A 25544-nucleotide genomic window follows, 5' to 3' on the forward strand; every position below is an offset into this window, starting at 1 on the left:
CCCCCCCCCCCCCCCCCCCCCCCCTTTTTTTTTCCACCCACACCCCGCCAAACGCCATCGGCCCCGGGCGCGGGGGCTCGGATATGTGTAAACCACACCGCAGCAGGCCGGCCCTTCGCGCCGGCCTGCTCCGCGCCGCCGCGGACGCCTTCGAGGCGCGGATGCCGGTCCTGCTCGGCCTGATCGTGCGGGAGGCGGGCAAGTCCCTGGCGAACGCCGTCGCCGAGGTGCGGGAGGCGGTGGACTTCCTGCGCTACTATGCCGGCGAGGCCGAACGGGTCTGCGGCCCGGAGGCACGGCCCCTCGGCCCGGTCGCCTGCATCGCCCCCTGGAACTTCCCCCTCGCGATCTTCACCGGGCAGGTCGCGGCCGCCCTCGCGGCCGGCAACCCCGTGCTCGCCAAGCCGGCCGAGGAGACTCCGCTCGTCGCGGCCGAGGCGGTGCGGCTGCTGGGCGAGGCCGGGATCCCGGCAAGGGTGCTGCATCTCCTGCCCGGTGCGGGCGCGGTCGGCGCGGCGCTCGTCGGCGATGCCCGGGTCCAGGGCGTGATGTTCACCGGCTCGACCGCCGTCGCCCGCCTGATCCAGCGGACGCTGGCGGACCGCCTGACCGCGGACGGGCGGCCGGTGCCGCTCGTCGCCGAGACCGGGGGGCAGAACGCGATGATCGTGGATTCCTCCGCCCTGCCCGAGCAGGTGGTGGCGGACGTCCTCGCCTCCGCCTTCGATTCGGCCGGCCAGCGCTGCTCGGCCCTGCGCATCCTGTGCCTGCAGGAGGAGATCGCCGAGCGGACGCTCGCCATGCTGCACGGGGCCCTGCGCGAGCTCGCGGTGGGCGATCCCCGGCGCCTGTCCGTCGACGTCGGCCCGGTGATCACCGCCGAGGCGGCCGAAGGGATCTTCCGCCACATCGAGACGATGCGGAGCCGGGGCCACGCGATCGCGCAAGGGGGCGAGAACCCGCAAGGGCGGAAGGATCCGGCCCTGGACGCGGGCAGCTTCGTGCCCCCGACGGTGATCGCGATCGACCGGGTCTCGGACGTGGAGGCCGAGGTGTTCGGGCCGGTTCTCCACGTGCTCCGCTACCGGCGGGACGACCTCGATGCCCTCGTCGACGCCATCGACGCCACCGGCTACGGGCTGACCTTCGGCCTGCACACCCGCATCGAGGAGACGGTGACGCGCGTCCTCGACCGGATCGGGGCGGGCAACGTCTACGTCAACCGCAACACCATCGGCGCCGTCGTCGGCGTGCAGCCGTTCGGCGGCACGGGCCTGTCCGGCACGGGGCCGAAGGCCGGCGGGCCGCGCTACCTCCGCCGGCTGATGACGCGCCCGGCCCCGTCCTGGGCCGATGCCCCCGCCGACGCGGCCCGGTCCCCGGCCGAGGCGGTCGTCGATCCGGTCGCTCGGGCCTACATCGGCTGGCTCCGGCAGCGGGGCCACGCCGAGGTCGCGTCCCGGGTCGAGCGCGATCTCGCCCGGATGCCCGCGCTGACCGAATCGGTGCTGCCGGGCCCGGTCGGCGAGCGCAACAGCTACGGCCTCCGCCCGCGCGGCCCGATCGCGGCGCTCGCCTCGGACGAGGCGGGAACCCTGCGCCAGCTCGGCGCGATCCTGGCCACCGGCCAGCGCGCGGTGATCGCGGCGGAGCGGGCGTCGTCGGGCCTGCTCGACGGCCTGCCCGCGGCGGTCCTGCGGAGGATCGTCCCCGCCGAGGATCCCGCGGGCGCGCCCGGCCTCGGCGGGGTGCTGCATGCGGGCGAGCGGGCCGATCTCGCGGGGCTGGTCCGCAGGATCGCCGAGCGCGACGGGCCGATCCTCACGATCCTGTCGATCCCCACGGCCTCCGATCCGGAGGCGGGTTACGAGCTCTCGGACCTGTTCGCGGAACGCACGGTGTCGATCAACACGGCGGCGGCGGGCGGCAACGCCAGCCTGATGGCGCTCGACGCATGATCCCATGCGATCCGGCAGCGCCCGTGCCGGGATCGGCGCCGACGAAAAAGGCGCGCCTCTTGGCAGAGGTGCGCCCTGAGTTGGTTCCGGTCTCGTGAAGGAACCCGGGTGGGATACGGGGTCGGCGCGGCGCGGGCAAGGTCTGGTCGGCGATATGCCAGCAGTGTGGCCGTGTCATCGAAATGTAACTTGGGTTAAGCCGGAGCCGGAGCGCGGGCGGCCCGTCGCGTGAAGGAACGAACCCATGGCATCGATGCAGGAGATCGCGGCGACGATGCGCAGCGTCGTCACGCCCGGGATGACGCCGAAGGCGATCCGCACGGCCATCCGGGAGAAGCACCCGGAGGCGAGCAAGAAGGAGATCGTCCGCGCCGCGTTCTACGCCCTTGCCGAGGCCCCGGCCGCGGACGCGTCGGCGGACCTGCACGGCTTCGCCCTGTCCGAGCGCGGCGCCGACGAGGAGGCCGACGCGGTCGTGACGGTGCGCAAGCGCAAGCGGAAGAAGCACGCGCCCGCCGCCGAGATAGTACCGGCCGCCTAAGGTCTTCGTCGGCAGCCTCCGCGACGGAGCCGACATCGACCCGCGGCCTCCGCCGACCGCGTCGGTGGCCAGATCGATGCTCCCCGCGCATCACACGACCCATCCGCCTTTCGTGATCGCTTCGCTGATCGACGGCCGCGCGCTTCGGCGCATAGGATGGAAGCGAAATCGCAGATCGAGGCGCGTCATGCGGTATCCCTTCGAAGGCAGCGTCGGGCGTGCACGGCAGGTCGCGTTGTTTGCCGTCTTCTACCTCACCTATTTCGGCTTGCTCCTCCTCCTCACGCGCCCTCCGTTCAAGCTGTCCACGAACGCAGCGGGCGCCGTGACCGCACTGTCGCTCTGGTCGACCGTCGTCCTGATCGTCGGAAACCGGGCGTGGAGCGGACAGCTGAGCCTGCGCGACTATGCGAATCTCTACTCGGCCGCCGACCTCGCATTCCTCTCGTTCGGCGGGAACTGCCTCATCGCCCTCGGGAGCGGTTTGCCCGATTCGGCCTTCTTCGGCCTGATGCTGCTCTCGCTCCTGCCCTGCCTCGCGCTCGGAACCGTCACCCGACGCGTTCTGTTCTCGCCGGAGGAATGGGCCGGCGTCGCCCCCGGCACCGGCACGATCGGGCACCGGCATCGCGCTCAGACCCGATGCCGGCCTGAATCCGCGCCCCGCGGACATGACCCGTGACACATCCGACACCCGTCATCGGCCGGTCATGGCGAAGGTCTATCTCGCGCCGAGGCGGTCGATCTTCCAGACGACGAACGGGTCGGCGATGGTGCAGCATCACATAGCAGGCTCGCTCATCGGGCTGCTGAGCGTGTCCTCCGCAGAGGCAGGGGCCTCTGCCTATCGCGGCGTCTGGGCCGCGTCCCCGAAGCACTGCCGGGCGGGCATGACGAACGAGGATGCCGCCTTCCGCATCGGCCGGTCGACGGTGGACGGCTTCGAGTGGCGCTGTTGGATCACGCACATCGCCGAGGACGGACGAGGCGCGCGCGTGGCCCTCGCCTGCATCCGGGACGGCATCCAATCCGAGCGGACCGTCTCGTGGCGGCTGCGGGATGGACGATTGATCGAGAGCGAGGACGGGAGGACGGCCGTCTTCGTTCGCTGTGGCGCCCCCCGCAGCTGATCCCGATCGCCGTCGCGCCGGCGCCGGCTCGCCCGTCCTCACGCCAGCATGGAGGTCAGCAGCGCGCGCAGCTGCGCCGGCTTGATCGGCTTGTGCACCAGCTCGGCGCCGAGGGCCTCCGCCTCCGCCGCGATCTCGGGGGCGTGGTCGGCGGTGGTGACGATGACGGGCAGCGGCGCGGTGCGCCCTTCCCGGAGCAGGGCGGCGACGTCGAGCCCGCGGGCGCCGTCGTCGAGGTGGTAGTCGAGGATCAGGATGTCGGGCGCGAGCGCGCCCGCACGCAGGGCGGCCGCGACGCCGGCGGGATCGCGGAAGGTGGCGACGCGCGCATCCCAGTTCTTGAGCAGCCGCTCGAGCGCGTCGGCGGTGGCGGCGTCGTTCTCGACCACGACGACGCGGGCGCCCGAGAGCCGCGTCGCCACCGGCCCGGGCCGCGCCGCGGGCTCGGACGCGGCCGGCACGGCGCTCGGGGGCAGGGTGAGCGACACCCGCGTGCCGCGCCCCGGGCGGGAGGCCAGCGCCAGCGGGTGGTCGAGCGCCAGCGCCAGGCGCCGCACGATCGAGAGCCCGAGGCCGAGGCCCGGCCCGTCGCCCTCCGCGGCGCGCGGCGGCGTCCCGGCGCCGTTCGCGCTGCCGCGGTAGAACTCGTCGAACACCAGCGCGTGCTCGTCGGCGGCGATGCCGCAGCCGGTATCGATCACGTCGACCCGGACCGTGCCGGCGCGGCGGCGCGCGACCAGGGCGACGCCGCCGGACGCGGTGTAGCGGATCGCGTTGGAGAGCAGGTTCTGCAGGATGCGGCGCAGCAGGATGCCGTCGCTCGACACAGCCAGCTCCGGGCTGCGCACCACCAGGCGCAGGCCCCTGCGCGCGGCGAACGGCGCGAAGCTCGCCGCCAGCCCCGCCAGCAGGTCGGGCAGCGGCACGGGCCGCACCTGCGGGTGGACGATGCCGGCATCGAGCTTGGAGATGTCGAGCAGGGTCTTGATCAGGTCCTCGATCGTCTGCAGGCCGCGCTCGACCTGGGCGCCGATCAGGCTCGCCTCGGGCCCGAGCGGCAGGTCGGCGAGCGCCGAGATCGAGAGGCGGGCGGCGTTCAGCGGCTGCAGCAGGTCGTGGCTGGCGGCGGCCAGGAACCGGGTCTTGGAGCGGTTGGCGGTCTCGGCCTCCTCCTTGGCCGCCACCAGCGCCTCGTTCGAGCGCTCGAGGCGGTGCATCAGCGCCGTCAGCTCCTCGGTGCGGGTGCGGACGCGGCCCTCCAGGGTGATCGCGGTCTGGAACAAAGCATAGGCGCCGCCGCGCTGGTCGGTGCTGCGCTCCACATGCGCCATCAGCGCGGCGTTGATCCGCTCGAGCTTGGCGATGCGCCGGCGCAGGGACGCCTCGCCCTCCAGGCCGGCGTCGTGCAGGGTCACGGGAGCGCCGGCGGGGCGGGCGTCGCCTCCGCAGGCCCTTCGCTCGCAAGCCTCTCGTCCGCGGGCCTTTTGCCGATGGCGATGCCGGTCAACGTCTGGTTGAGGTGCATCGCCCGGTACTGCTCGCCGTAGGTCTCGAAGCCGACCATGTCGTAGCGCCGGTAGAGGTCGGCGATGCCCTGGCGCACCTGCCGGCTCTCGGCGTCGAGCCGGCGCAGCACGCATTCGAAGCCGATGATCAGGTCGACGCCGCCGAGCGCCCGGTCGAGCCGGGCGAGCTCCGCCCGGGTCGAGGCGACGATGTCGCGCGGCTCGGCCAGCGTCAGCACCACGCCCTCGTCGATGGCGCAGAAGAAGCTGAGGGAGCCGTCGGCGTTGAGCCGCCGGATCGAGCGGCAGAAGTATTCGCCGCCGACCTTCACCGCGAGCGGGTAGGCGGCGAAGCTCATCGGCGTCAGCCGCTCGGGGTCGAGCCCCACCGCCATGGCGTATTCGCGCGCGGCCGGCTCGGCGTTGAGCTCGTAGACGGTGCGCGACTCTCCGTCCGAGGCGGTCACCACGAACTTCACGTCGGTCGGCTCGAAGTTGTCGCTCTTGAAGATCTGCACCGGAAAGTCGCTCTCGACGAGGAGCAGCACGGCGGCGTTGCGGTGGATCGCGCCGCCGTGCAGCAGCACCGCGTCGCGGAAGGTGAGGTCGTCGCCGGCCGAGCCGCCAACCAGCGGGATGCCCTCCAGCGCCCAGGCGATGGCCGAGACCACGGTCTCCTCGGCGTTGGCGAGCCCGTCGATCAGCGAGAGCGCGAAGCAGCGGGTCGGCTGGGCGTGGTCGGGCCCGTGCGGCTCGAGCCGGCGGCGCAGCGCCCGCACCGCGCCCGCGGTGCGCTCGACGTCGAGGTGGTCGATCGCGTCCAGCACCGTCGAGACGATGCGGAAGCCGTCCGCCGGGAACGCGATCGCCACCAGGCCGCGGTCGAGCCCGCCGGCCGGGGCGATCCCGCCCGACATGGTGCAGCCGGAAATCTCGGCCCGCGGAAACGCCTCGGCCAGCCGCCGGCTCAGGTTTTCGGGGTCGTAGTCGGGGGAGAAGAACACCAGGAGCTGGGCCGCGTCGGCGCCGACCGCCCGCGCGATCTCGGCGACGGCCTCGCCGGCGGAGCCGCGCTCCGTCCACGCCGTCCTGATGCCGCACAGATGCGTGCGCATCTGCGTTCCCTGTGCCACGCCCCGCCCCCGATCGCCGTCGGCCCCCGGGTTGGTCCGCAGGCGGCACGCGCGAGTATGTGGCGGGCAACCGAAACGTGCAACCGGTGGCGGAACCGCGCCCGGCACGGCCGGGATCCGCGCGGCCCGGCAGGGGCAAGCGGGTCTCGCGGCATCGGAACGGCCGACCCGCAAAAGGGTCGCTCCGCAACCGACGCGCCGGCGTGGCCGGGCGGCTACATAAATCGCGCGGCGGATGCGGCTAAACCGGGGCCATGCCCGGACGCCACCGCCTTCAGAACGTCATCGAGAGCGCCATCGACTTCGCCGTCATCGTCACCGACCCGGAAGGCGCGGTGACGGAGTGGAACGCGGGGGCGGAGACCATCTTCGGCTGGCCCCGCGAGGCGGTCGTCGGCGGGTCGTCGGCGCGCATCTTCACCGCGGAGGACCGGGCCGCGGGCTGCGTCGAGCGGGAGATGCGCGCCGCCCTCGCCGAGGGCCAGGCGAGCGACGAGCGCTGGCACCTGCGCCGGGACGGCAGCCGGTTCTGGGCCTCCGGCGCGCTGATGCCGCTGCGCGACGAGGACGGCGTCCACCAGGGCTACGTCAAGATCGTCCGCGACCGCACCCAGCAGCACGAGGCCGGCGAGCGCCTGCGCGCGACGCAGGACCGCTTCAGCACGCTCCTGGAGACCATCGAGACCGCCTTCGCCATCGTCGAGGTGCGGTTCGAGGGCGAGCGCCCGGTCGATTACCGCTTCATCGAGGCGAACCCGGCCTTCGAGCGCCAGGCCGGGGTGAACCTGCGCGGCAAGTGGGTCACCGAGTTCGCGCCCGACCTGGAGCGGTTCTGGTTCGAGACCTACGGCCGCGTCGCCTGGACCGGGGAGCCGGCGACGTTCGAGAGCTATGCGGAGGCGTTCGCGCGCTGGTTCGACGTGCGCGCCGTGCGGGTCGGGGATCCGGCCGAGCGGCAGATCGCGATCTTCTTCAACGACGTCACCGAGCGCAAGCGCGCGGAGGAGCGCCTGCGCGTCAGCGAGACCCTGGCGCGCGAGAATGCCGAGCGGGTGCAGCTCGCCCTCGAGGCCGGCGCGATCATCGGGACCTGGCACTGGGACCTGCCGACCGACCGGTTCACCGTCGACGAGGCCTTCGCCCGCAGCTTCGGCCTCGACCCGGCGCTCGGCCGCACCGGCATCCCGCTCGCCCAGATCGTCGCCACCGTCCACCCCGACGACCAGGTCGGCCTGGCCGCGGCGATCGACGCGGCGATCCGGAAGGGCGGCGCCTACGCGCACCAGTACCGCGTGCGCCGGACGGACGGGCGCTACTACTGGATCGAGGCCAACGGCCGGGTCGAGTGGGCCGAGGACGGCACCCCGTCGAGCTTCCCCGGCGTTCTGATCGACGTCGAGGAGCGCCGCGCCGTGCAGGCGGAGCGCGACCGGGCGGCGGCGGCGCTGCGCGCCCTCAACGAGACCCTGGAGCAGCGCGTCGCCGAGCGGACGGCCGAGCTGATGCAGACCGAGGCGGCCTTGCGGCAATCGCAGAAGATGGAGGCGGTGGGCCAGCTCACCGGCGGCCTGGCGCACGACTTCAACAACCTGCTGGCCGGCATCTCCGGCGCGCTGGAGCTGATGCAGAGCCGGATCGGCCAGGGCCGGTTCGACGACCTCGAGCGCTACATGGGCGTGGCGCAGGGGGCGGCCCGCCGCGCGGCCGCGCTGACCCACCGCCTGCTCGCCTTCTCGCGCCGGCAGACGCTGACGCCGAAGCCGACCGACGTGAACGGGCTGATCGGCGGGATGGAGGAGCTGATCCGCCGGACCATCGGCCCCGAGATCGCGCTGGAGCGGGTCGGCGCGGCGGACCTGTGGCCGGCGCTGATCGATCCGGGCCAGCTCGAGAACGCGCTGCTGAACCTCTGCATCAACGCCCGCGACGCGATGCCGAACGGCGGCCGCATCGCCATCGAGACCGCCAACTCCCGGCTGGACCGGGCGGCCGCGGCCGCGCACGACATCCCCGAGGGCGAGTATCTCGCGGTGTGCGTGACCGACACCGGCACCGGCATGCCGCCCGAGGTGGTGGCCCGGGTGTTCGAGCCGTTCTTCACCACGAAGCCGATGGGCCAGGGGACGGGCCTCGGCCTGTCGATGATCCACGGCTTCGCCCGGCAATCGGGCGGGCAGGTGCGGATCCGGTCCGAGCCCGGCCGGGGCACCGCCGTCTGCCTGTACATGCCGCGCCACCACGGCGAGGCCGACGGCGACGACGGGGCGCCCGTCCCCGCCGAGGCCGCCCGGGCCGAGCAGGGCGAGACGGTGCTGATCGTCGACGACGAGCCCTCGGTGCGCATGCTGGTCACCGAGGTGCTGGAGGATCTCGGCTACACCGCGATCGAGGCGGCCGACGGCGTCGCCGGCCTGGCGGTGCTGCAATCGGGCATGCGCATCGACCTGCTCGTCACCGACGTCGGCCTGCCCGGCGGCATGAACGGCCGCCAGATGGCGGACGCGGCCCGCGTCGGCCGGCCCGACCTCAAGGTGCTGTTCATCACCGGCTACGCCGAGACCGCGATCCTCGGCCACGGCCACCTCGACCCCGGCATGGAGGTGCTGACCAAGCCCTTCCCGATGGACGCCCTCGCCACCCGCCTCAAGGCGCTGATCGCCGGGCGGTAGGGGCTCTGCCGGCGATCCGAGGGGCTGCGACCTTTTGCGGACGCTGGAAAGGTCCGCTCGGGGCGGATCGGCGTGCGCAAGGCAACGCAACGCTTTGATCAGGTTCTTGAGGCAGTCTTGGCGCCTATCGAGACCGATAAGCCAAGAGGCCGGACGAGAACGATGCGGATTGTATCAGGCGGCGACGAGGAAGCCAGGACGATCCAGCTGTCGGAAGTGCTGGGTGCCTTGAGCCACGCCCTCGACCTGACGGAAGGTCAGCCCGTCGGGCATTGCGTGCGCGCGACCTGGATCGGCTTCCACATCGGCCGCGAGATGGGCCTCCCGGACTTGCAGCTCTGGGAACTCTACCACACGGTGATGCTGAAGGATCTCGGGTGCTCCAGCAACGCCGCGCGCATCTGCGAGCTCTATCTGTCCGACGATCTCAGCTTCAAACGCGACTTCAAGACGGTGAGCGACAGCCTGCCGAAGGTGCTCGGCTTCGTCTTCTCTCATACCGGCCTCAAGGCCGGCCTCGCCGAACGCTTCCGTGCCGTGCTCAACATCCTGCAGAACGGCGGAGCGATCACCGACGAACTGATCCAAACCCGCTGCCAGCGCGGTGCCCAGATCGCCCGGCAGCTTCGCTTCCCCGCGAGCGTTTGCGAGGCCATCCACGCGTTGGACGAGCACTGGAACGGCGGCGGCAGACCGGACCGCCTGGTCGGCCCGGGGATCCCGCTCTACGCACGGATGGCGTTGCTCGCTCAGGTCGTGGACGTGTTCCACACCGCAGCCGGCCCCGCGGCCGCGATGGCCGAGGTGCGGGCGCGCTCGGGCACATGGTTCGATCCTCAGATCGTCGCCTGCTTCGAAGCGGCCGCATCCGAGCCCGGCTTCTGGGATACCCTGGCCTCGGATGAGGTCGAGGAGGCGGTGTTCGCGTTGGCACCGGTCAGCCCGATCGTCGTTGATGAGGACTACCTCGACGACATCGCCCGTGCCTTCGCGCAGATCATCGACGCCAAGAGCCCGTTCACCTCCGGCCATTCGGAGCGGGTTGCCGTCTACGCCGACATGATCGCGGCCGAGCTTGGCTACACGTCGGAGCGCCGCCGCTGGCTGAAGCGGGCTGCGCTGCTTCACGACGTCGGCAAGCTCGGGGTCTCGAACGCGATCCTCGACAAGAACGGCAAGCTGGATGACGCGGAGTGGCGGGACATGCGCAATCACGCGTCCCTCTCCGAGACCATCCTGACCCGCGCGGCCGTGTTCCATGAGATGGCCCGCATCGGTGGCGGACACCACGAACGGCTGGACGGGAAGGGCTATCCGCGCGGCTTGAGCGGCGACGCGATCGAGCCCGAGACCCGCATCGTCTCGGTCGCCGACGTGTTCGACGCGCTGACAGCCGACCGGCCCTACCGGGCGGCCATGTCGCTCGAGAAGGCGCTCGGCATCATGCGCGCGGATCTCGGCACTGCGTTCGACCCGATCTGCTTCGCGGCGCTGGAGCGTGCGCTCGCCTCGATCGAGGGCGATCTTGCGCGGGCGGCTTGAGCCGAGCCGCCTCTCGGCGAACCCTCCGACTACCGGATCAGGATCATCTTGGAGGCCCTGCCGTCGGCACGAGGTGATGCGTCTCCCGACGTCGAGACGATGACCGTGCGCACCACCCAACCGCAGGCGGGCGAACCCAAGGCCCGGAGGAAAAGCCAATTGAGGCCGCGGGTCAGCATGATCTGAGCTTTCTGATGTTGGCTTGCGCTGAAGGCGTCGGCTGAAAAGTCTGGCACCCGCCGTGTGAGTTCATCATGCAGCATCCGGCAGGACAGGGTGATAGCAAAGTCGATCGCATTTGATGCAACCGGAAGTACAACTTCTAGGAGTGCAAGTCTTCGATCGCGCTGACCGTCCGGAACGCCGCCTTCGTCGGCTTTCGAAAACCACCGACGTCGGCGTCAAGGGCGTGGTCGGGTCCGACTCCGGACGTCTGCTTCCGGGGAAAACGCCAGGGGCCGCTTTCCATCCGATCCGGTCGCAGAGCGGACCGGCCGATCTCGGCCCGTGCCGGCCGTGCGGACAAGCATCCGCCGGTGTCGGAAGCCGCCGTCATCGACCGGCTTGGCCATTCCGCCTCGGGGCTGGGAGGCGGCCCGGGCCGGCGGTCAGAGGTTCGGCAGCGTGCGCCCGCGCGCCGCCACGATGACGTCGGGCGCGGGGATGTCGACCCATGCGCCACCGCCGGTGTCGGCGTCCGCTTCGAGCCAGTCGCCCACAATCCGGTAGCCGAGGGTGTAGCCAAGCCAGCGCGGATACCGTCCTGCCCCGAAGAACCAGGCGCGGTGGTCGTGCCCGGCGCCCGCGAGCGTCGCGTCGTCCGGCAGGTTGGCCGCGAGTTCCGCGTCGGTCACCGCGCATTCCCACGGCTCGGGCGGCGAATCGAACAGGTGGCCGACGAACCGCCCCGCCAAGCCTTCGCTCACGAGGGCCTCGCCGAGCGTCCAGCCGTAGCCGGGCCCGGCCATGCGCATGCCGTGGTGCGCCTCGTGCGCGACGGTCCGGCGCAGATCCCCGTCACGCAGCGCGCGGGCGAAGTTGGGGGTGCCGTGGTCGATGGTGAGGGAGAACAGGCCGGGGCGCACCGCCTCTCCCGTCGTGCCGGTCTCCGGAATCACCGCGCCGGGCAGGCGCTGCCGACCGCGTCGCGGCGAACCGCCCTTCGACCGGCAGCCCAGGCCGGCGCCCGGACCGCACGGTCCCGACGCGACCCGCCGGCCGTGCGGCCCCGTCGCCCGGCGTGCCCGCGCGCGGTGTGCGCCCCGTCACCGCGTCGTCCCGGGCCGCCGCCTAAGCCAGGCCGGATGAGCATCAGCATCCACGACGTCAGCGTCCCGGTCTTCGTCCACGCGCTTGGCAACATGAGCGCGTGGCTCGACAAGGCGGCGGCGGAGAAGCCGGAGGCCGACCTGCTCGGCCGGCGGCTGGCTCCGGACATGAAGCCGTTGCCGGCCCAGTATCAGATGGCGTCCGACAGCGCGAAGAACGCGGTGGCCCGGCTCGCCGGGATCGCGGCGCCCGCGATGCCCGACGTCGAGGCGAGCTTCGCCGAGCTCAAGGCGCGCTGCGCCCGGACGATCGCCTTCGTCGAGGGCGTCGATCCGGCGGCTCTGGCCCTCGGTGCGGAGCGCGCGGTGGAGCTGACGTTCCCGAACGGCATGGGATACCGCTTCAGCGGGCAGGGCTACCTCACCGGCTTCGCGCTTCCGAACTTCTTCTTTCACGTCACCACGGCCTACGGCATTCTGCGGGCCGCCGGGGTGAGCCTCGGCAAGCCGGATTTCCTGCAGCATCTCGGGCCGCCGACCCTCCACGCCACGAAGTAGCCGCTCGGGCTCCCCGGCCCGGACCCGATCCCCGGGATCGGGCGCGCGCGGGAGCGCGCCAACGCCTGTGACGATGTCGCCCGGGCCGTTTCGGGGCGGCGCGTGAGCCTTCGCGCCGCCGGCGCGTTCATGGCCCGTGTCCGCATCCGAACGGGAGCCCCGATGTCGAGCCTGGCCGAGCGAAAGGCACGCCTGATCGTCCACGGCGATCGGCCCTACAACGCCGAGCCGCCGCTCGCCCGGTTGCGGGCCGCCTACCGGACCCCGGCGGAGGACTTCTACGTCCGCTCGCACGGCGACCTGCCGGACCTCGACCCCGACACCTGGCGCCTCGCCGTCGAGGGCGGAGACGGTGCCGCGCGGGCGCTTTCGCTGCACGACCTGCGGACCCGCTTCCCGCAGGTCACGGTCACGGCGACGCTGCAGTGCGCCGGCAACCGGCGCGCCGACATGCGGGCGGTCGCCCCGGTCTCGGGCGACCCGTGGGATGCCGGGGCGATCGGCACGGCCGCTTGGACGGGCGTGCGCCTCGGCGACCTCCTGCGCGCGGCGGGCGTCACCGAGGGCGCCGATCTCCACGTGGCCTTCGAGAGCCACGACCGGGTGGACGGCCGCCCGTACGGCGCCTCGATCCCGCTCGCCAAGGCGATGGCGCCCGAGACCCTGCTCGCCTACGCCATGAACGGGGAAGCCCTGCTGCCCGAGCACGGCTTCCCGGTCCGCGCGGTGGTGCCGGGATTCGCCGGCGTGCGCAGCCCCAAATGGCTCCGGCGCCTCGCCGTGCAGGATCGCCCGTCCGACAACCCGATCCAGGCCGAGGATTACAAGCTGTACCCGCCCGACGTCGGCGCCGAGACGGCGGACCCGGCCCGGGGGCACACCATCGACACGATGCCGCTGAACGCCGCGATCTGCGAGCCGGAGCGCGGCGCCGCCCTCCGCGCCGGTCGCACCAGGGTTCGCGGCTACGCGGTGAGCGGCGACCGGGCCATCGTGCGCGTCGACGTCTCCGGCAACGGCGGCCGGTCCTGGCGGCAGGCCAACCTGGAGCACGCGGCCGGCGCGCCGTTCGCCTGGACGTTCTGGGCGGTGGAGCTCGATCTGCCGCCGGGCGAGCACGAGCTCGCGGTCCGCGCCTGGGACGCCGCCGGCCAGACGCAGCCGGCGCTGCCGGACGACACCTGGAACCACAAGGGCTACCTCTGCGCCTGCTGGCACCGCGTGCGGGTGAGCGTCACCGCAGCGCGCATCGATGGCGCGATCCCCGCGGCGCACGACTGATACCGGGTCTCATAGGTCAGGACCCATGAGGTCCGGCGGACGACCGCCGCCCCGCAGTCGCGGGGGCCAAGGCTCGATGCGTCACGCTCGGCGAGGCTTGGCATGAGGCGGGTCGCGAGCCGGCGGGCGCGCGACGGCCGCTCCCGAGGCGTCCGCCCCGCGGGCATCCACCGGCGGCAAGTCCCCTCCGCGGCTCGGTGTCGGCCCGACCCGTGACGCGGTCGTGGCGCGGGCTACCGCGCCTCCGGAGCGTCGCTTCCCTCGATCAGCCGAGCGTACTCGGTCTCGGCCAAGCCGTAGCCGTCCCCCGCCACATCGAGCAGACGCTCGCGGTCGATGATCTGGACGTGGCCCCGGCGCTTGCCGACGAGGCCGTCCTTCTCGAGAACCTTCATCGCCATCGTCACGCCGGGCCGTTCGACGCCCAGCATCAGCGACATGAACTCCTGCGTGACCGTGATGTCGTCGCCCTCGCCGCGATCGTGACACATCAGCAGCCAACGGGCGAGGCGGGTCGGCGTACCGCCGCGGGCGTTCGCGAACGCGGTCTGCGCGGTCTGGATGGTTTGGGTCTGGATGTATCGGTGCAGGAGGCTCCGTAGGGCGGGGCGTCGCTCCACTTCGGCGCGCAGGTCGGGCACATCGACCGTCAAGACGTGCCCGGCCGCCTGCACGAAGTGGGTGAACGGGCTGCGGTCGTCGTCGAGCAGGACCGGGGCGGCCCCGACCAAGCCTTCGCGGCCGAGCAGCCCAATCTCGATGCGGCCGCTGGGCGCATCGGAGGTGACGGAGACAATGCCCGCCTCCACGAAGTGGACGCTCGTGATCTGCGTGTTGGCCGAGATGAGCACGCGCCGGAGCGGGATCGCCTCGGGACGCAGCGCAGGCGCCAGGGCGGCGAAGTCCTCCGGAGGCAGCGCGCGCAGGAGGCGGTTGCGCAGGGCGGCCTGCTGGAGATCTGCCACGTGTGCTCTCGCGTTGCGGGCAAGAGCACACGCTGTCCCTCAATCGTCAGCGCCCTGAAACGAGCCGACCACCGAGAATACATGGTGCGCGATACATAGATCAGCAATCGCTCCGAGCCGTACCATGGACATCAATCAGGTGGAATTCCCGGATAAATCGTCATATTTTTACTTATCGAGCGTGATCCGATTCTCCATCCAAGGGAGAGGTGCCGAGCAATCCGCGTGATCTTACTGCTTCTCCGCCCGGAGCATCTCGCGGGCGAACGCGAACACCGCGTCGCGCCCTTTCGGCGATTTGATCGCCAGCCAAGTCTGGATGAGCAGCGAGGCATCCTTCGGGTAGCCGGCGTTGGACTGCTCGAAGAATGAGTCTGGGGAGCAGCCGAGCATCAGCGCGAGATGAGCGAGCGTCTCGGAACCGCTGACTTCAGGGGCCATGTCGGTCCCCTTAGGTGTCGGCATATCCATCTTATTCCCTCGTGTATCCGTCTCTAGCTCGACAGGAATGCATCTTAGCATTGCAGAGGGGGTAGTAAAATCGTAAATAATGTACAAGAATAGAGACAGGCACAGCTCTGTAAAAATTTTACATTTTATCTTTCCGTGCAGGAAGGAAATGCTTGTGGATCACACGCCTGATCTGAATGCGGTCGCCGACGCGGTCATGGCCGCGCATGCCGTCATCGACGAGCACGGCACGCACGAGATGAAGACGATGAGTCGGACGCTCCTGTTCACGGTCGGCAAGGCGATCGCCCAGCGCAGCCGGCCTGCGCGCGAACCGCAAGATCTCCGAGGCGACGAGGTCGGGTGACCTCGGGGCGAATCGCGGCGTCGGAACGAGGCGATGTCCCGATCGCGTTCCGCATTCGATGGGGCGACGCGTGCGATCCAGCCCAGAGCTTCCGGTCGTCTCGCCGGCGACCGCTGCGCGAAGGCATGCCGCGCCGGCCTTCGCCTAGGCCGGCGCGCGCGGGCGCGGTAGGCTCGCGGCGTTCCGCCGTCGCGAGCCCTGAGGACCCCGCATGCGCCTCGATCCTGCCCTGGCCGCCCGCATCGCGGCTTCCGTCGCGGACGGGTTCGCCGACCAGGTCGCCCACACCCAGACGCTGGTGCGGTTCGGCTCGACCCGCGGCGCCGAGCACGCGATCCAGGATTTCGTGTTCCGCGGCTTCCGCGCGCGCGGCTACGCCACCGAGCGGTTCGGCATCGACGCCGCCGCGGTCGAGGCCCATCCCGGCGGCGCCAAGGTCGCGGCCGGGCATTCCGAGGCGCCGGTGGTGGTCGGCATCCACCGGCCGCGGGACGAGCGCGGGCGCTCGCTGATCCTCCAGGCCCATGTCGACGTGGTGCCCCCCGGGCCGCTCGATCTGTGGACGCACCCGCCCTTCGATCCGGTGATCGCCGGCGACTGGATGTACGGGCGCGGCGCCGCCGACATGAAGGCGGGGCACGCGGCCAACCTGTTCGCCCTCGACGCCCTGCGCCGCATCGGCCTGCAGCCGGCCGCCACCGTGACGATCCAGTCGGTGGTCGAGGAGGAATCCACCGGCAACGGCGCGCTCGCGGCGCACCTGCGCGGCTACCGCGCCGACGCGGTGCTGATCCCCGAGCCGATGGACGAGGCCCTGGTGCGGGCCAACACCGGCGTGCTGTGGTTCACGGTCGAGGTGCGCGGGCGCCCGGTGCACGTGCGCGAGATGGGGGCCGGCGCCAACGCCATCGACGCGACCTACCGGGTGATCGGCGCCCTGCGCGCGGTCGAGGCGCGCTGGAACGCCGACCGGGCCGGCCGGCCGCACTTCGCCGAGGCCGAGCACCCGATCAACCTCAATATCGGCCGGATCGAGGGCGGCAACTGGATCTCCTCGGTGCCGGCCTGGTGCCGCATCGGCTGCCGGATCGCGCTCTATCCCGGCCTCCGCGCGGCCGACGCCGCCGCCGAGATCGAGGCGGCGGTCGGCGCCTTCGCCCGCACCGACCCGTTCCTGTCGGGCACGCCGCCGCGGGTGAGCTTCGACGGCTTCTTCGCCGAGGGCTACGTGCTGGAGCCGGGCTCGGACGCCGAGAACGTGCTCGCCGCCGCCCACCGCGCGGCGGTCGGGACGGCGCTCACGAGCGTCATGTCGCCCTGCTACCTCGATACCCGGGTGCACGCCCTCTACGAGCGGGTGCCGGCCTTGTGCTACGGCCCGCGGAGCGAGAACATCCACGGCTTCGACGAGCGCGTCAGCCTCGCCTCGGTCCGGCGCATCACCACGGCGATGGCGCTGTTCGTGGCCGAATGGTGCGGGACCGAGCCGGCCTGATCCCGCCCGCGGTCAGGCCGCGCGCACGGTGGCGAGGAAGCGCCCGACCTCGGCGGCGAGGTGCTCGGACTGGCGCGACAGCTCGGACGCCGCGCCGAGCACCTGGGTCGCGGCCGCCCCGGTCTCCTCGGCGGCGCCGGCGACGCCGGTGATGTTGCTGGTCACCTCGGCCGTGCCCATCGCCGCCTGGCCGACGTTGCGCACGATCTCCTGGGTCGCCGCGCCCTGCTCCTCGACCGCCGCCGCGATCGCGGTGGCCACCGCGTTGATCTCGCGGATGCGCCCGGTCATCCCGCCGATCGAGGCGACCGCCTGACCGGTCGAGGCCTGGATCTGCGCGATCTGGCCCGAGATCTCGCTCGTCGCCTTGGCGGTCTGCTCGGCCAGGGCCTTCACCTCGGAGGCGACCACGGCAAAACCCTTGCCGGCCGCGCCGGCGCGGGCCGCCTCGATGGTGGCGTTCAGGGCCAGCAGGTTGGTCTGGCCGGCGATGTCCGAGATCAGCCCGACCACGGCGCCGATCCGCGACACCGCCGCGCTCAGCTCCTGCACCCGGGCGCCGGTCTGGTCGGCCTCGCGCACGGCCAGATGCGCGAGCTCGGCCGAGCCGCCGACCTGCCGGCCGATCTCGGCCACCGAGGAGCCGAGCTCCTCGGCGGCCGCCGCCACCGTGTTGACGTTGGTGCCGGCCTCCTCGGCCGCGGCCGCGACCGTGGTGGACTGGCCGGCCGTCTCGGTCGCCGTCGCGGTCAGGGTCTGGGCGGTGGCCTGCAGCTCGGTCGCCGAGGACGACACCATGCCGATGATCCCGCCGACCGCCGCCTCGAAGTCGTCGGCCATCTGGCGCATGCCGGCCTTGCGCTGCGCCTCGGCCGCCAGCCGCGCCTGTGCCGTGTCGGCCTCGAGCTTGCGGGTGCGGATCAGGTTGTCCTTGAACACCTGCACCGCCGCCGCCATGGCGCCGATCTCGCTGCGCTCGCCGGTATGCGGCACGGCGATCGCGGTGTCGCCCGCCGCCACCGTGTCCATCACCCCGGCCATCCGCTGCACCGGCACGGAGATCGTGAACACCGACATCCACCCGACCGCCAACGCCGTCGCCGCGACGAGGCCGAGGCCGACGGCGATGGCGAAGCGCGCCTGCTCGCCGAGCGCCGTGGCGCTCTCGGCGCTCGCCCGGCCGGCGGCGTCGTTGAAGGCGAGGTCGGCCTTCAGCGCGGCGCGCGCGGCGTTGAGCGCGGGGAGCATGCCGTCGAGGAGGTGCGCGCTCGCGCCCTTCGCGTCGCCCGCCTGCAGCCGCCGCAGGAATTCCTCGCCCATCGCCGAGTAGGCCGGCACGGTTGCCTTCACCGCCTCCCACAGCGCCTCCTCGCCGGGGCTGACGAAGCCGGCATAGTCCTTCAGGTCCGCGTCCAGCTCGGCCATGCTGGCGCGCAGCCGCGGCAGCGATTGCGGCCGCCGCTCGTCGCTGGAGACGAGGTAGGCGAGCTGCCGGCTGCGCAGCGCCTCGAAGTTGGTGGCGAGCCGCCCGAGGATGCGGGTGGACGGCAGCGCATTGCCCGCAAGCGCGTCGGTCACGGTGCTGAGGGCGTGCAGGCGCGCGTAGCAGAAGCCGCCGAGCCCGGCCGTCAGCAGGAACAGCACCAGCACCGCGCCGACTAGGCGCGCACGGATCGAGAAATGGGCCAGCATCGCGGAATCCTTCGTCGCAAGGCTCCGTGATTGTCGATCCCGGTTAAGATCACCCTATAAGGACCGGACGGTCCTCGGATGCGCAAGATTTCCCCTTGGCGCGACCTTGCCGGTCTACGCCGCCGGGGCGAGGAATCGGCCGGCTCGATGCGGGATCGCGCCGGCCGTCCCGTCAGGCGCGGCTCACGGGATCAGCCGGTCGGCCCGCAGGCGGGCGAACAGGTCGAAGAATGCGTCGTCGGTCGGCTGGTAGGCGAGGAACCCGAGCCGACGGCTCTTGCTCATGTCGGTGACCACCTCGATCGGCCGGCCGAGGTCGGCGTCGGTGTGCCAGGGCGAGGCGAGCTTGGCGAGGTCGGGCTCGGCGAGGCCGTGGCGCGAAGCGATCTCCGCCCAGATCGGGCCGTCCTCGGCCATCTGCGCCGCGAGCGGGCGCACCGTCCCGTCGAACGGCTCGGGCGTCAGCCCGAACCAGGCCGCGATCCGGCCCCACATCCAGCTCCAGCGGAAGACGTCGCCGTCGACGACGTTGAAGTCCTGGTTGGCCGCGTCGGCGCTGGTCGAGGCCCAGAGCAGGTGGCGGGCGAGCAGCCGCGCGTCGGTCATGTCGGTCAGCCCGCTCCACTGCATGCCGGAGCCTGGGAAGCGGAACGGCCGGCCGGTCTCGCGGCACAGGGTGGCGTAGGCGGCCAGCGTCGTGCCCATGTTCATGGCGTTGCCGACCGCCTTGCCGATGATCGTGTGCGGGCGGTGGACGCTCCAACGGAAGCCGTCGCGGGCGGCGGCCGAGAACACCGCATCCTCCTGGGCGTAGTAGAAGTTCTCGACGTCGAGCCGACCCTGGTCCTCGCGGAACGGGGTCTGCGGCACCGAGCCCTTCCCGTAGGCCTCGAACGGGCCGAGATAGTGCTTCAGGCCGGTGACCAGGGCGACGTGCCGGAGCGAGGCCGCCGGCCGCAGCGCGTCGAGCAGGTTCTCCACCATCGCGCCGTTGACGCGGATCATCTCGGCCTCGGTGTCGCGGCGCATCCAGGTCGCGAGCACCACGTGGCTCGGCTTGAGGCCCGCGAGCGCCCGCTGGAGGGAGGCCGGATCCTGCAGGTCGGCGGCGACGGGCACGACGCCGTCCTGCGCCACGGGCTTGCGCGCCAGCCCCGCCACCGCCCAGCCCTCGGCGGAGAACCGCTCGGCGGCCGCGCTCCCGACGATGCCGCTGGCGCCCACGATCAGAACCGAACCCGTCATGCATGACCCTCGCTGCCGAAGGCGCGCGGCCTTCGTATGCGGGTTCAACCAGCGGGCGTGCGTTGCGTTGCAGCGAAGACGCCTCTTCCCTTCCCCCTCTGCGGGGGAGGGGAGGTGCCCGCATCGCCCGGATTGCGGAACCGGGCCCCCGGCCTCACGCCACCCGGTCGATCGCGTCGCCCAGCACCTGCGCGATCTCGCCGATCTGGCCGTGCTCCAGGATCAGCGGCGGCGAGAGCGCGACGATGTCGCCGGTGACGCGGATCAGCAGGCCGCGCGCGAAGCAGTCGACGAACACGTCGTAGGCCCGCTTGCCCGGCGCGCCGGGGCGCGGTTCCAGCTCGATCCCGGCGATCAGGCCGATGGTGCGGATGTCGACGACGCGGGCGCGCCCGCGCAGGTCGTGCATCGCCGCGGCCCAGTCGTCGGCGAGGTCCGCCGCCCGGGTGAGCAGGCCCTCGTCGCGGTAGATGTCGAGGGTCGCCAGCCCCGCCGCGCAGGCGACCGGGTGCCCGGAATAGGTGTAGCCGTGGAACAGCTCGATCCCGTCCGGGCCGTTCATCAGCGCGTCGTGGACGTGGCGGCCGGCGAAGACCGCGCCCATCGGGATGGTGCCGTTGGTCAGCCCCTTGGCGGTGCAGACGAGGTCGGGCGTCACCCCAAAGAAGTCGGCGGCGAAGGGCGCGCCCAGCCGCCCGAAGCCGGAGATCACCTCGTCGAAGATCAGCAGGATGCCGTGCGCGTCGCAGATCGCGCGCAGGCGCTCGAGGTAGCCCTTCGGCGGCACCAGCACGCCGGTCGAGCCCGCCACCGGCTCGACGATGCAGGCGGCGATGGTCTCGGCGCCGTGCAGCGCCACGAGGCGCTCGAGGTCGTCGGCGAGCTCGGCCCCGTGCTCGGGCTGGCCCTTGGTGAAGGCGTTGCGGGCCGGGTCGTGGGTGTGGCGCAGGTGGTCGGTGCCCGGCAGCGTCGGGAAGGCCCGGCGGTTCGAGACGATGCCGCCGACCGAGATGCCGCCGAAGCCGACGCCGTGATAGCCGCGCTCGCGCCCGATCAGCCGGGTGCGGGTGCCCTGGCCGACCGCCCGCTGGTAGGCGAGCGCGATCTTGAGCGCGGTGTCGACCGATTCCGAGCCCGAGCCGGTGAAGAACACCCGGTCGAGCGCGGCGCCGGCCGGCCCAGGCGCGATCTCGGCCAGGCGCTCGGCGAATTCGAACGCGATCGGGTGGCCCATCTGGAAGGTCGGGGCGAAGTCCATCGTCGCGAGCTGGCGCTCGACCGCGCTCGCGATCCCGCGGCGGCCGTGCCCGGCGTTGCAGCACCACAGGCCCGCCGTCCCGTCGAGCACCTGGCGGCCGTCGTCGGTGGTGTAGTGCATCCCGTCGGCGGCCACGAACATCCGCGGCGCCGCCTTGAACTGGCGGTTGGCCGTGAACGGCATCCAGAACGCCTCCAGCGAGGGCGCGTTCTTCCGTGCGTTCAGGTCGGACATGAGGGCTCCTCGGCTCGCGATCGTGCCGGCAGGGGACCCGGTTTCGCGCGCCGCAACAACCCCCTTTCGCGCAAGCCGGGCGCCTCCGGCATGTGCCCGGCAACGGCCGCCCGGCGTGGGCGGCGGTCGAGGGCGCGCCGCATTCCCGGCTGCGCCGACGCGCTCGGCCGGCGCCGGGTCGCCCCGCGCCGTCGAGACGCGTCCGTCAGGCGGACGCCCAGGGATCGATGACGGTGATCCCGCATCCGGTGAAGTCCCGGGCGTTGCGCGTCGCGAGGCGCGCTCCGCGCGACCGCACGATTGCCGCGATCTGTCCGTCGATCTGGCTGATCGGCTGGCCGGCCTTGCGCCGTCCGACGACGATCTCCGGGTAGGCCGAGGCGGCTTCGCCGTCGAAGGATAGGACCCGCCCCGCCATCTCGACCTCGAACATCGTCCGTGCCGCTTCCGTCAGCCCGATGTGCCGCCGCCCTTCCGGCAGGAGGGCGAGGCCGTAGAAGATCTCGGCCTGCGTCAGGGTCGTCGTGAACAGGCCCGCGATCGGTTGCTGGGTGAGCCAGGCGAGGAGCTTCGGCTCGGGGCTCGCCCGCATCAGCTCGGAGAGGACGTTGGTGTCGAGGACGATCACGCCTCGAAGCTCGGCGGCTCCCGGCCCGGGTCCCGCGGCACCTCCGGCAGGTCGACGCCGCCGAGCGCCGCGAAGCGCTCATGGATCGCCCGGCCGAGATCGCGCGGGCGGGAAACTTCGCTCGAGAGCGCCGAGCGCAGGATGTCGCGCGCCTCGTCCTCCATCGATCGGCCGTGCATCGCGGCACGGATGCGAAGGCGCGCCTTGAGCGCGTCGTCGATGTTGCGGATCGTCATCACGGCCATGGGCGCGCCTGTCGTCAATGACTGCAGATTATTCCTTGACGGATCGACCGGCAAGGATCGCTCGGGCCTGCGGTCGTCATCCGCACGGTCGCCGTCCATGATACGCGATGGCCGAGCGCTCCCGGGAGGGGCGAGCGCCGGCTCGTGACGCGAGGACGCATCGATGCTGTATCACGTCAGGATGGACGTCCATCCGCCCACGCAGCTGCCGCCGGCCGAGTTCGACCGGTTGAAGGCCGAGGAGAAGGCGCAGGCGCGGGCGCTCCAGGAATCGGGCCGGTGGGTGCACCTCTGGCGCATCGCCGGGCAGTACGCCAACATCAGCGTGTTCGACGTGGCCGACCACGACGAGCTGCACGCGATCCTCTCCGGCCTGCCGCTGTTCCCGTTCATGAGCGTGACGGTGACGCCGCTGGCCCGGCACCCGTCGGCCTTGTGAGCGGGGGGCCCCTTCCCTCTCCCCTCTGCGGGAGAGGGAAGGCTGGGGTCACGGGTTCGTCACCAGCCTGCAGGTGCTCTGCGCCAGCGGCTGGAAGGCCTCGTCGCCGGGGATGGTCTTGAGGATCGTGTAGAAGTCCCACGGGCCCTTCGACTCGGCCGGGGTCTTCACCCGCGCCAGGTACATGTCGTGGACCATGCGGCCGTCGGGGCGCAGCTTGGCGTTGCGCGCGAAGGCGTCCTCGATCGGCAGCGCACGCATCTTGGCCATCACCGCGAGGCCGTCGTCGGTGCCCGCCGCCTCGGCCGCCTTGAGGTAGTGCAGCACCGCCGAGTAGTCGCCGGCCTGGACCATGGTCGGCATCCGCCCGCCCATGCGTTCGCCGAAGCGCTTCGCGAAGGCGCGGGTGCGGTCGTCGAGGTCCCAGTAGAAGCCCGTCGTCAGGATCATGCCCTGTGCCGCCTTCAGGCCGACCGAGTTGACGTCGGTGAGGAAGATGTTGAGGCCGCCGAGCGACTGGCCGCCCTCGGCGATGCCGAACTCGGCGGCCTGCTTGATGGTGTTGATCGTGTCGGCGCCGGCATTGGCCATGCCGATGATCCGGGCGCCCGAGGCCTGCGCCTGGATCAGGTAGGACGAGAAGTCGGCGTTCGGGAACGGGTGCTTGACCGAGCCGAGCACCGTGCCGCCCTTGGCCCGCACCACGCGGGTGACCTGGGCCTCGAGGTCGTGCCCGAAGGTGTAGTCGGCGGTGATGAAGAACCAGGTGTTCTTCGGGTCGTCGGCCAGCGCCGCGGCGGTGCCGGCGGCGAGCGCGTGGGTGTCCCAGGACCAGTGCGCGCCGGTGGCCGAGCAGGCGGCGTTGGTCAGCGCCATCGAGCCGGCGCCGGAATTGATGTCGACCTTGCCCTTGGCGCGGGCGACCTCGCGCACGGCGAGCCCCGCCACCGACGAGTTCGTGTCGAAGATCGCGTCCACCCCCTCCGTGTCGAACCAGCGGCGGGCGATGGTCGAGGCGATGTCGGCCTTGTTCTGGTGGTCGGCGAAGATCAGCTCGACCTTGCGGCCGCCGATCGCCCTGCCGAAATCCTCGATCGCGAGCTGCGCCGCCGTCACCGAGCCCTTGCCAGCGAGGTCCGAGTAGCCGCCGGACATGTCGGTCAGCACGCCGATCCTGATGCCGCCGTCGGCGTATTGGGCGGAGGCCGGCGTGGCCGCGAGCAGCACGGCCGTGGACAGCGCTGCAGCGAGCGCGGATGCGGGAATGGTCCTTGCCACGATCGTCCTCCCGGGGGCTTGTGGTCGCGAACCCGATTCGCGTGCCCGCCCGCGGATTCGGTGATCCGGCCTCGCCCGGTTGGCGGTTTTTCCCCGCGTCCGGAGGCAGGCCAACGCCGTGCGCGAGGCCTCGCGCGCGGCCGGCTTCACCTATAGCGGCGTCCCGGTGCGCGATCGCGCCCGGCCGGGGCGAACCGGTGAGAACCGCCCGCGGGTGTCAGGAAGCCCGGGCGCGCCATCGCCTGCGCCGCGCTACACAAACGATCGCCGCCATCCGCAGCCCGCCCCCGGAGCCGCCATGCCGTTCATCATCGAGACCTTCGACAAGCCCGGCCACGAGCACCTGCGCCGCGCGGCGAGGGCCGAGCACCTCGCCTTCCTGGAGGCCCAGGCCGCGCGGCTGCTCGCCTGCGGCGCGAAACTGTCCGACGACGGGTCGGATGCGGGCGGCGGCCTCTACCTCGTCGACGTGGAGACGCGGGCGGAGGCCGAGCGCTTCATCGCCGAGGACCCGTTCGCGAAGGCCGGCCTGTTCGAGCGGGTCGCGATCCAGCGCTGGCGCAAGGCCTATCTCGACGGTCGGAGCTACCTGAAGCCCCAGGCCTAGCCGAAGCCCAGGCCTAGCCGAAGCCGTAGAGCGCGCGCGGGTTCTCGACGAAGAGCCTTCGGCGCCTGGCCTCGTCCGGCACCCAGTCGGCGATCAGGTCGAGGAGCGTCGCGAGCTTCGGCGGCCCGTCCCAGGCGGCGACGTGCGGCCAGTCGGAGCCCCACAGGCAGCGCTCGGGTGCGGCGTCGTTCAGCGCCCGGGCGAAGGGGATGGTGTCGGCGTAGGGCGCGCCCGCCACCGAGGTGCGGAACGCGCCCGAGAGCTTCACCCAGGCGCCGTCGCGCACCAGCGCCACGAGGGTGGAAAAGCCCGGGTCCGAAAGGCCCGCCGCGGTCGGCATGTGGCCCATGTGGTCGACGACGAAGGGCACCGGCAGCCGCGAGAGGCGCTGGGCCAGCGGCGGCAGGCTGCGGGCGTCGATCAGGAATTGCAGGTGCCAGCCCATCTCGCGGGCGAGCGCGCCGTAGGCCTCGACCGCCGCGAAATCGATGCCGCCGCCGTAGAGCACGTTGAGGCGCAGGCCGACGATGCCGGCGTCCTTCATCGCGCGGAGGTCGCGCTCGGGCAGCCCGAGGGGGATCACGGCGATGCCGCGCAGGCGCTCGGCGTTCGCGGCCAGCGTCTCCAGCAGCAGCCGGTTGTCGGTGCCGTGGACGCTGACCTGGACCAGCACGCCGTGGGCCATGCCGGTGGCGTCGAGCATCGCCAGGTAGGCCTGCGCCGGCGCCGCCGGCGGGGTGTAGCTGCGATTCTCCACGAACGGATGGGCCGGCGGCCGGCCGATCACGTGGGCATGGCTGTCGACCGCGCCCGCCGGCACCGCGTAGCGCGTCGGGCCGGCGGGATGCGGATCGGGGGCGGGGCAATCGCGGATCGGGATCATGGCGTCCTCTCCTCCGAACTCGACGCAGTCTTTCCCTCCCCCCTGAGCGGGGGAGGGTGGCCCGCGCAGCGGGTCGGGAGAGGGGAGCGCGTTGTCCGGAGAGGTCGCTCCCCTCTCCCGACCCTCGCTGACGCGAGGCCCACCCTCCCCCGCAGAGGGGGGAGGGACAAACC

The 25544-nt window shown here is 72.1% G+C and carries 24 protein-coding genes; 12 read left to right on the forward strand and 12 right to left on the reverse strand.

All coding sequences use genetic code 11. From position 1 onward, the window contains the following. Positions 1–83 precede the first annotated feature (83 nt). The 4 genes from FV227_RS20070 to FV227_RS20085 all read left to right on the forward strand — a co-directional run bounded on the left by FV227_RS20070 (position 84) and on the right by FV227_RS20085 (position 3629). A complete protein-coding gene (locus tag FV227_RS20070) occupies positions 84–1958 on the forward strand; it encodes an L-glutamate gamma-semialdehyde dehydrogenase (protein ID WP_348643785.1) in 1875 nt (624 codons plus the stop codon). A gap of 244 nt (positions 1959–2202) precedes the next feature. Next, the gene (locus FV227_RS20075; protein WP_147729203.1) at positions 2203–2499 is read left to right on the forward strand and encodes a hypothetical protein; all 297 of its coding nucleotides are present in this window, start codon (positions 2203–2205) and stop codon (positions 2497–2499) included. Positions 2500–2575: 76 nt separating this feature from the next. Further along, entirely contained in the window at positions 2576–3181 is a 606-nt protein-coding gene (locus tag FV227_RS20080; RefSeq protein WP_147729202.1) for a hypothetical protein, read from the forward strand. Continuing rightward, a complete protein-coding gene (locus FV227_RS20085) occupies positions 3171–3629 on the forward strand; it encodes a hypothetical protein (RefSeq protein ID WP_147863069.1) in 459 nt (152 codons plus the stop codon). Before FV227_RS20080 ends, FV227_RS20085 begins: the two co-directional genes overlap by 11 nt. Positions 3630–3667: 38 nt before the next feature. Here the strand turns inward: FV227_RS20085 and FV227_RS20090 are convergent, their stop codons facing one another. Together FV227_RS20090 and FV227_RS20095 are read right to left on the reverse strand one after the other, a co-directional pair. Beyond that, the gene (locus FV227_RS20090; protein ID WP_147859755.1) at positions 3668–5044 is read right to left on the reverse strand and encodes a hybrid sensor histidine kinase/response regulator; all 1377 of its coding nucleotides are present in this window, start codon (positions 5042–5044) and stop codon (positions 3668–3670) included. Next, positions 5041–6249 carry an FIST N-terminal domain-containing protein gene (locus FV227_RS20095; protein WP_187274884.1) on the reverse strand — a complete coding sequence of 403 codons (1209 nt, stop codon included), beginning with the start codon at positions 6247–6249 and terminating at the stop codon, positions 5041–5043. The genes FV227_RS20090 and FV227_RS20095 overlap by 4 nt, the downstream gene beginning before the upstream one ends. A 272-nt stretch (positions 6250–6521) precedes the next feature. Between FV227_RS20095 and FV227_RS20100 the strand changes: the two genes are divergently transcribed. Both FV227_RS20100 and FV227_RS20105 read left to right on the forward strand, forming a co-directional pair. Next, a complete protein-coding gene (locus FV227_RS20100) occupies positions 6522–8936 on the forward strand; it encodes a PAS domain S-box protein (RefSeq protein ID WP_147728366.1) in 2415 nt (804 codons plus the stop codon). A 162-nt stretch (positions 8937–9098) separates the two neighbouring features. Further along, complete coding sequence (locus tag FV227_RS20105) at positions 9099–10478, forward strand: HD-GYP domain-containing protein (protein ID WP_147728367.1); 1380 nt, start codon at positions 9099–9101, stop codon at positions 10476–10478. 608 nt (positions 10479–11086) lie between these two features. Here the strand turns inward: FV227_RS20105 and FV227_RS20110 are convergent. Further along, positions 11087–11596 (reverse strand): DUF2268 domain-containing putative Zn-dependent protease, encoded by a 510-nt coding sequence (locus FV227_RS20110; protein WP_244029441.1) that lies wholly within the window; start codon positions 11594–11596, stop codon positions 11087–11089. A 186-nt stretch (positions 11597–11782) separates the two neighbouring features. Here FV227_RS20110 and FV227_RS20115 point away from each other — a divergent pair, with 186 nt between their 5' ends. Beyond that, complete coding sequence (locus FV227_RS20115; protein WP_147727309.1) at positions 11783–12304, forward strand: DUF1993 domain-containing protein; 522 nt, start codon at positions 11783–11785, stop codon at positions 12302–12304. A 162-nt stretch (positions 12305–12466) separates the two neighbouring features. Further along, positions 12467–13585, forward strand: coding sequence for a molybdopterin-dependent oxidoreductase (locus FV227_RS20120; protein ID WP_147727310.1), 1119 nt, complete (start codon positions 12467–12469; stop codon positions 13583–13585). A gap of 233 nt (positions 13586–13818) precedes the next feature. Here the strand turns inward: FV227_RS20120 and FV227_RS20125 are convergent, their stop codons facing one another. Next, positions 13819–14550, reverse strand: coding sequence for a Crp/Fnr family transcriptional regulator (locus FV227_RS20125; RefSeq protein WP_147727311.1), 732 nt, complete (start codon positions 14548–14550; stop codon positions 13819–13821). Between the two features lie 231 nt (positions 14551–14781). Further along, the gene (locus FV227_RS20130) at positions 14782–15021 is read right to left on the reverse strand and encodes a hypothetical protein (protein ID WP_147727312.1); all 240 of its coding nucleotides are present in this window, start codon (positions 15019–15021) and stop codon (positions 14782–14784) included. A gap of 79 nt (positions 15022–15100) precedes the next feature. On the opposite strand from FV227_RS20130, the gene FV227_RS29155 reads away from it, so the two are divergent. Next, entirely contained in the window at positions 15101–15367 is a 267-nt protein-coding gene (locus FV227_RS29155; protein WP_147862970.1) for a hypothetical protein, read from the forward strand. Positions 15368–15578: 211 nt separating this feature from the next. Next, positions 15579–16862, forward strand: coding sequence for an ArgE/DapE family deacylase (locus FV227_RS20135; RefSeq protein WP_147727314.1), 1284 nt, complete (start codon positions 15579–15581; stop codon positions 16860–16862). Between the two features lie 12 nt (positions 16863–16874). On the opposite strand, the gene FV227_RS20140 is transcribed toward FV227_RS20135, so the two are convergent. From FV227_RS20140 to FV227_RS20160, 5 genes are all read right to left on the reverse strand, one after another. Then, entirely contained in the window at positions 16875–18554 is a 1680-nt protein-coding gene (locus FV227_RS20140; protein ID WP_147859758.1) for a methyl-accepting chemotaxis protein, read from the reverse strand. 183 nt (positions 18555–18737) lie between these two features. Continuing rightward, positions 18738–19799: an SDR family oxidoreductase gene (locus tag FV227_RS20145; protein ID WP_147727316.1), complete on the reverse strand. Its 1062-nt coding sequence runs from the start codon at positions 19797–19799 to the stop codon at positions 18738–18740. 154 nt (positions 19800–19953) lie between these two features. Beyond that, a complete protein-coding gene (locus FV227_RS20150; RefSeq protein WP_147727317.1) occupies positions 19954–21282 on the reverse strand; it encodes an aspartate aminotransferase family protein in 1329 nt (442 codons plus the stop codon). 214 nt (positions 21283–21496) lie between these two features. Further along, a complete protein-coding gene (locus tag FV227_RS20155) occupies positions 21497–21919 on the reverse strand; it encodes a type II toxin-antitoxin system VapC family toxin (RefSeq protein WP_147728653.1) in 423 nt (140 codons plus the stop codon). Continuing rightward, positions 21916–22164: a plasmid stabilization protein gene (locus FV227_RS20160; RefSeq protein WP_147728654.1), complete on the reverse strand. Its 249-nt coding sequence runs from the start codon at positions 22162–22164 to the stop codon at positions 21916–21918. Before FV227_RS20160 ends, FV227_RS20155 begins: the two co-directional genes overlap by 4 nt. 163 nt (positions 22165–22327) lie before the next feature. Here FV227_RS20160 and catC point away from each other — a divergent pair, with 163 nt between their 5' ends. Continuing rightward, a complete protein-coding gene (gene catC, locus FV227_RS20165; RefSeq protein ID WP_147728655.1) occupies positions 22328–22603 on the forward strand; it encodes a muconolactone Delta-isomerase in 276 nt (91 codons plus the stop codon). A gap of 48 nt (positions 22604–22651) precedes the next feature. Here the strand turns inward: catC and FV227_RS20170 are convergent, their stop codons facing one another. Continuing rightward, positions 22652–23869 carry an ABC transporter substrate-binding protein gene (locus tag FV227_RS20170; protein ID WP_147728658.1) on the reverse strand — a complete coding sequence of 406 codons (1218 nt, stop codon included), beginning with the start codon at positions 23867–23869 and terminating at the stop codon, positions 22652–22654. Between the two features lie 310 nt (positions 23870–24179). Here FV227_RS20170 and FV227_RS20175 point away from each other — a divergent pair, with 310 nt between their 5' ends. Next, positions 24180–24488 carry a YciI family protein gene (locus FV227_RS20175; RefSeq protein ID WP_147728656.1) on the forward strand — a complete coding sequence of 103 codons (309 nt, stop codon included), beginning with the start codon at positions 24180–24182 and terminating at the stop codon, positions 24486–24488. Positions 24489–24501: 13 nt separating this feature from the next. On the opposite strand, the gene FV227_RS20180 is transcribed toward FV227_RS20175, so the two are convergent. Then, the gene (locus FV227_RS20180; protein WP_147728657.1) at positions 24502–25371 is read right to left on the reverse strand and encodes an amidohydrolase family protein; all 870 of its coding nucleotides are present in this window, start codon (positions 25369–25371) and stop codon (positions 24502–24504) included. Between the last annotated feature and the right edge of the window lie 173 nt (positions 25372–25544).

The organism is Methylobacterium sp. WL119 (assembly GCF_008039875.1).
Lineage (GTDB): Bacteria > Pseudomonadota > Alphaproteobacteria > Rhizobiales > Beijerinckiaceae > Methylobacterium.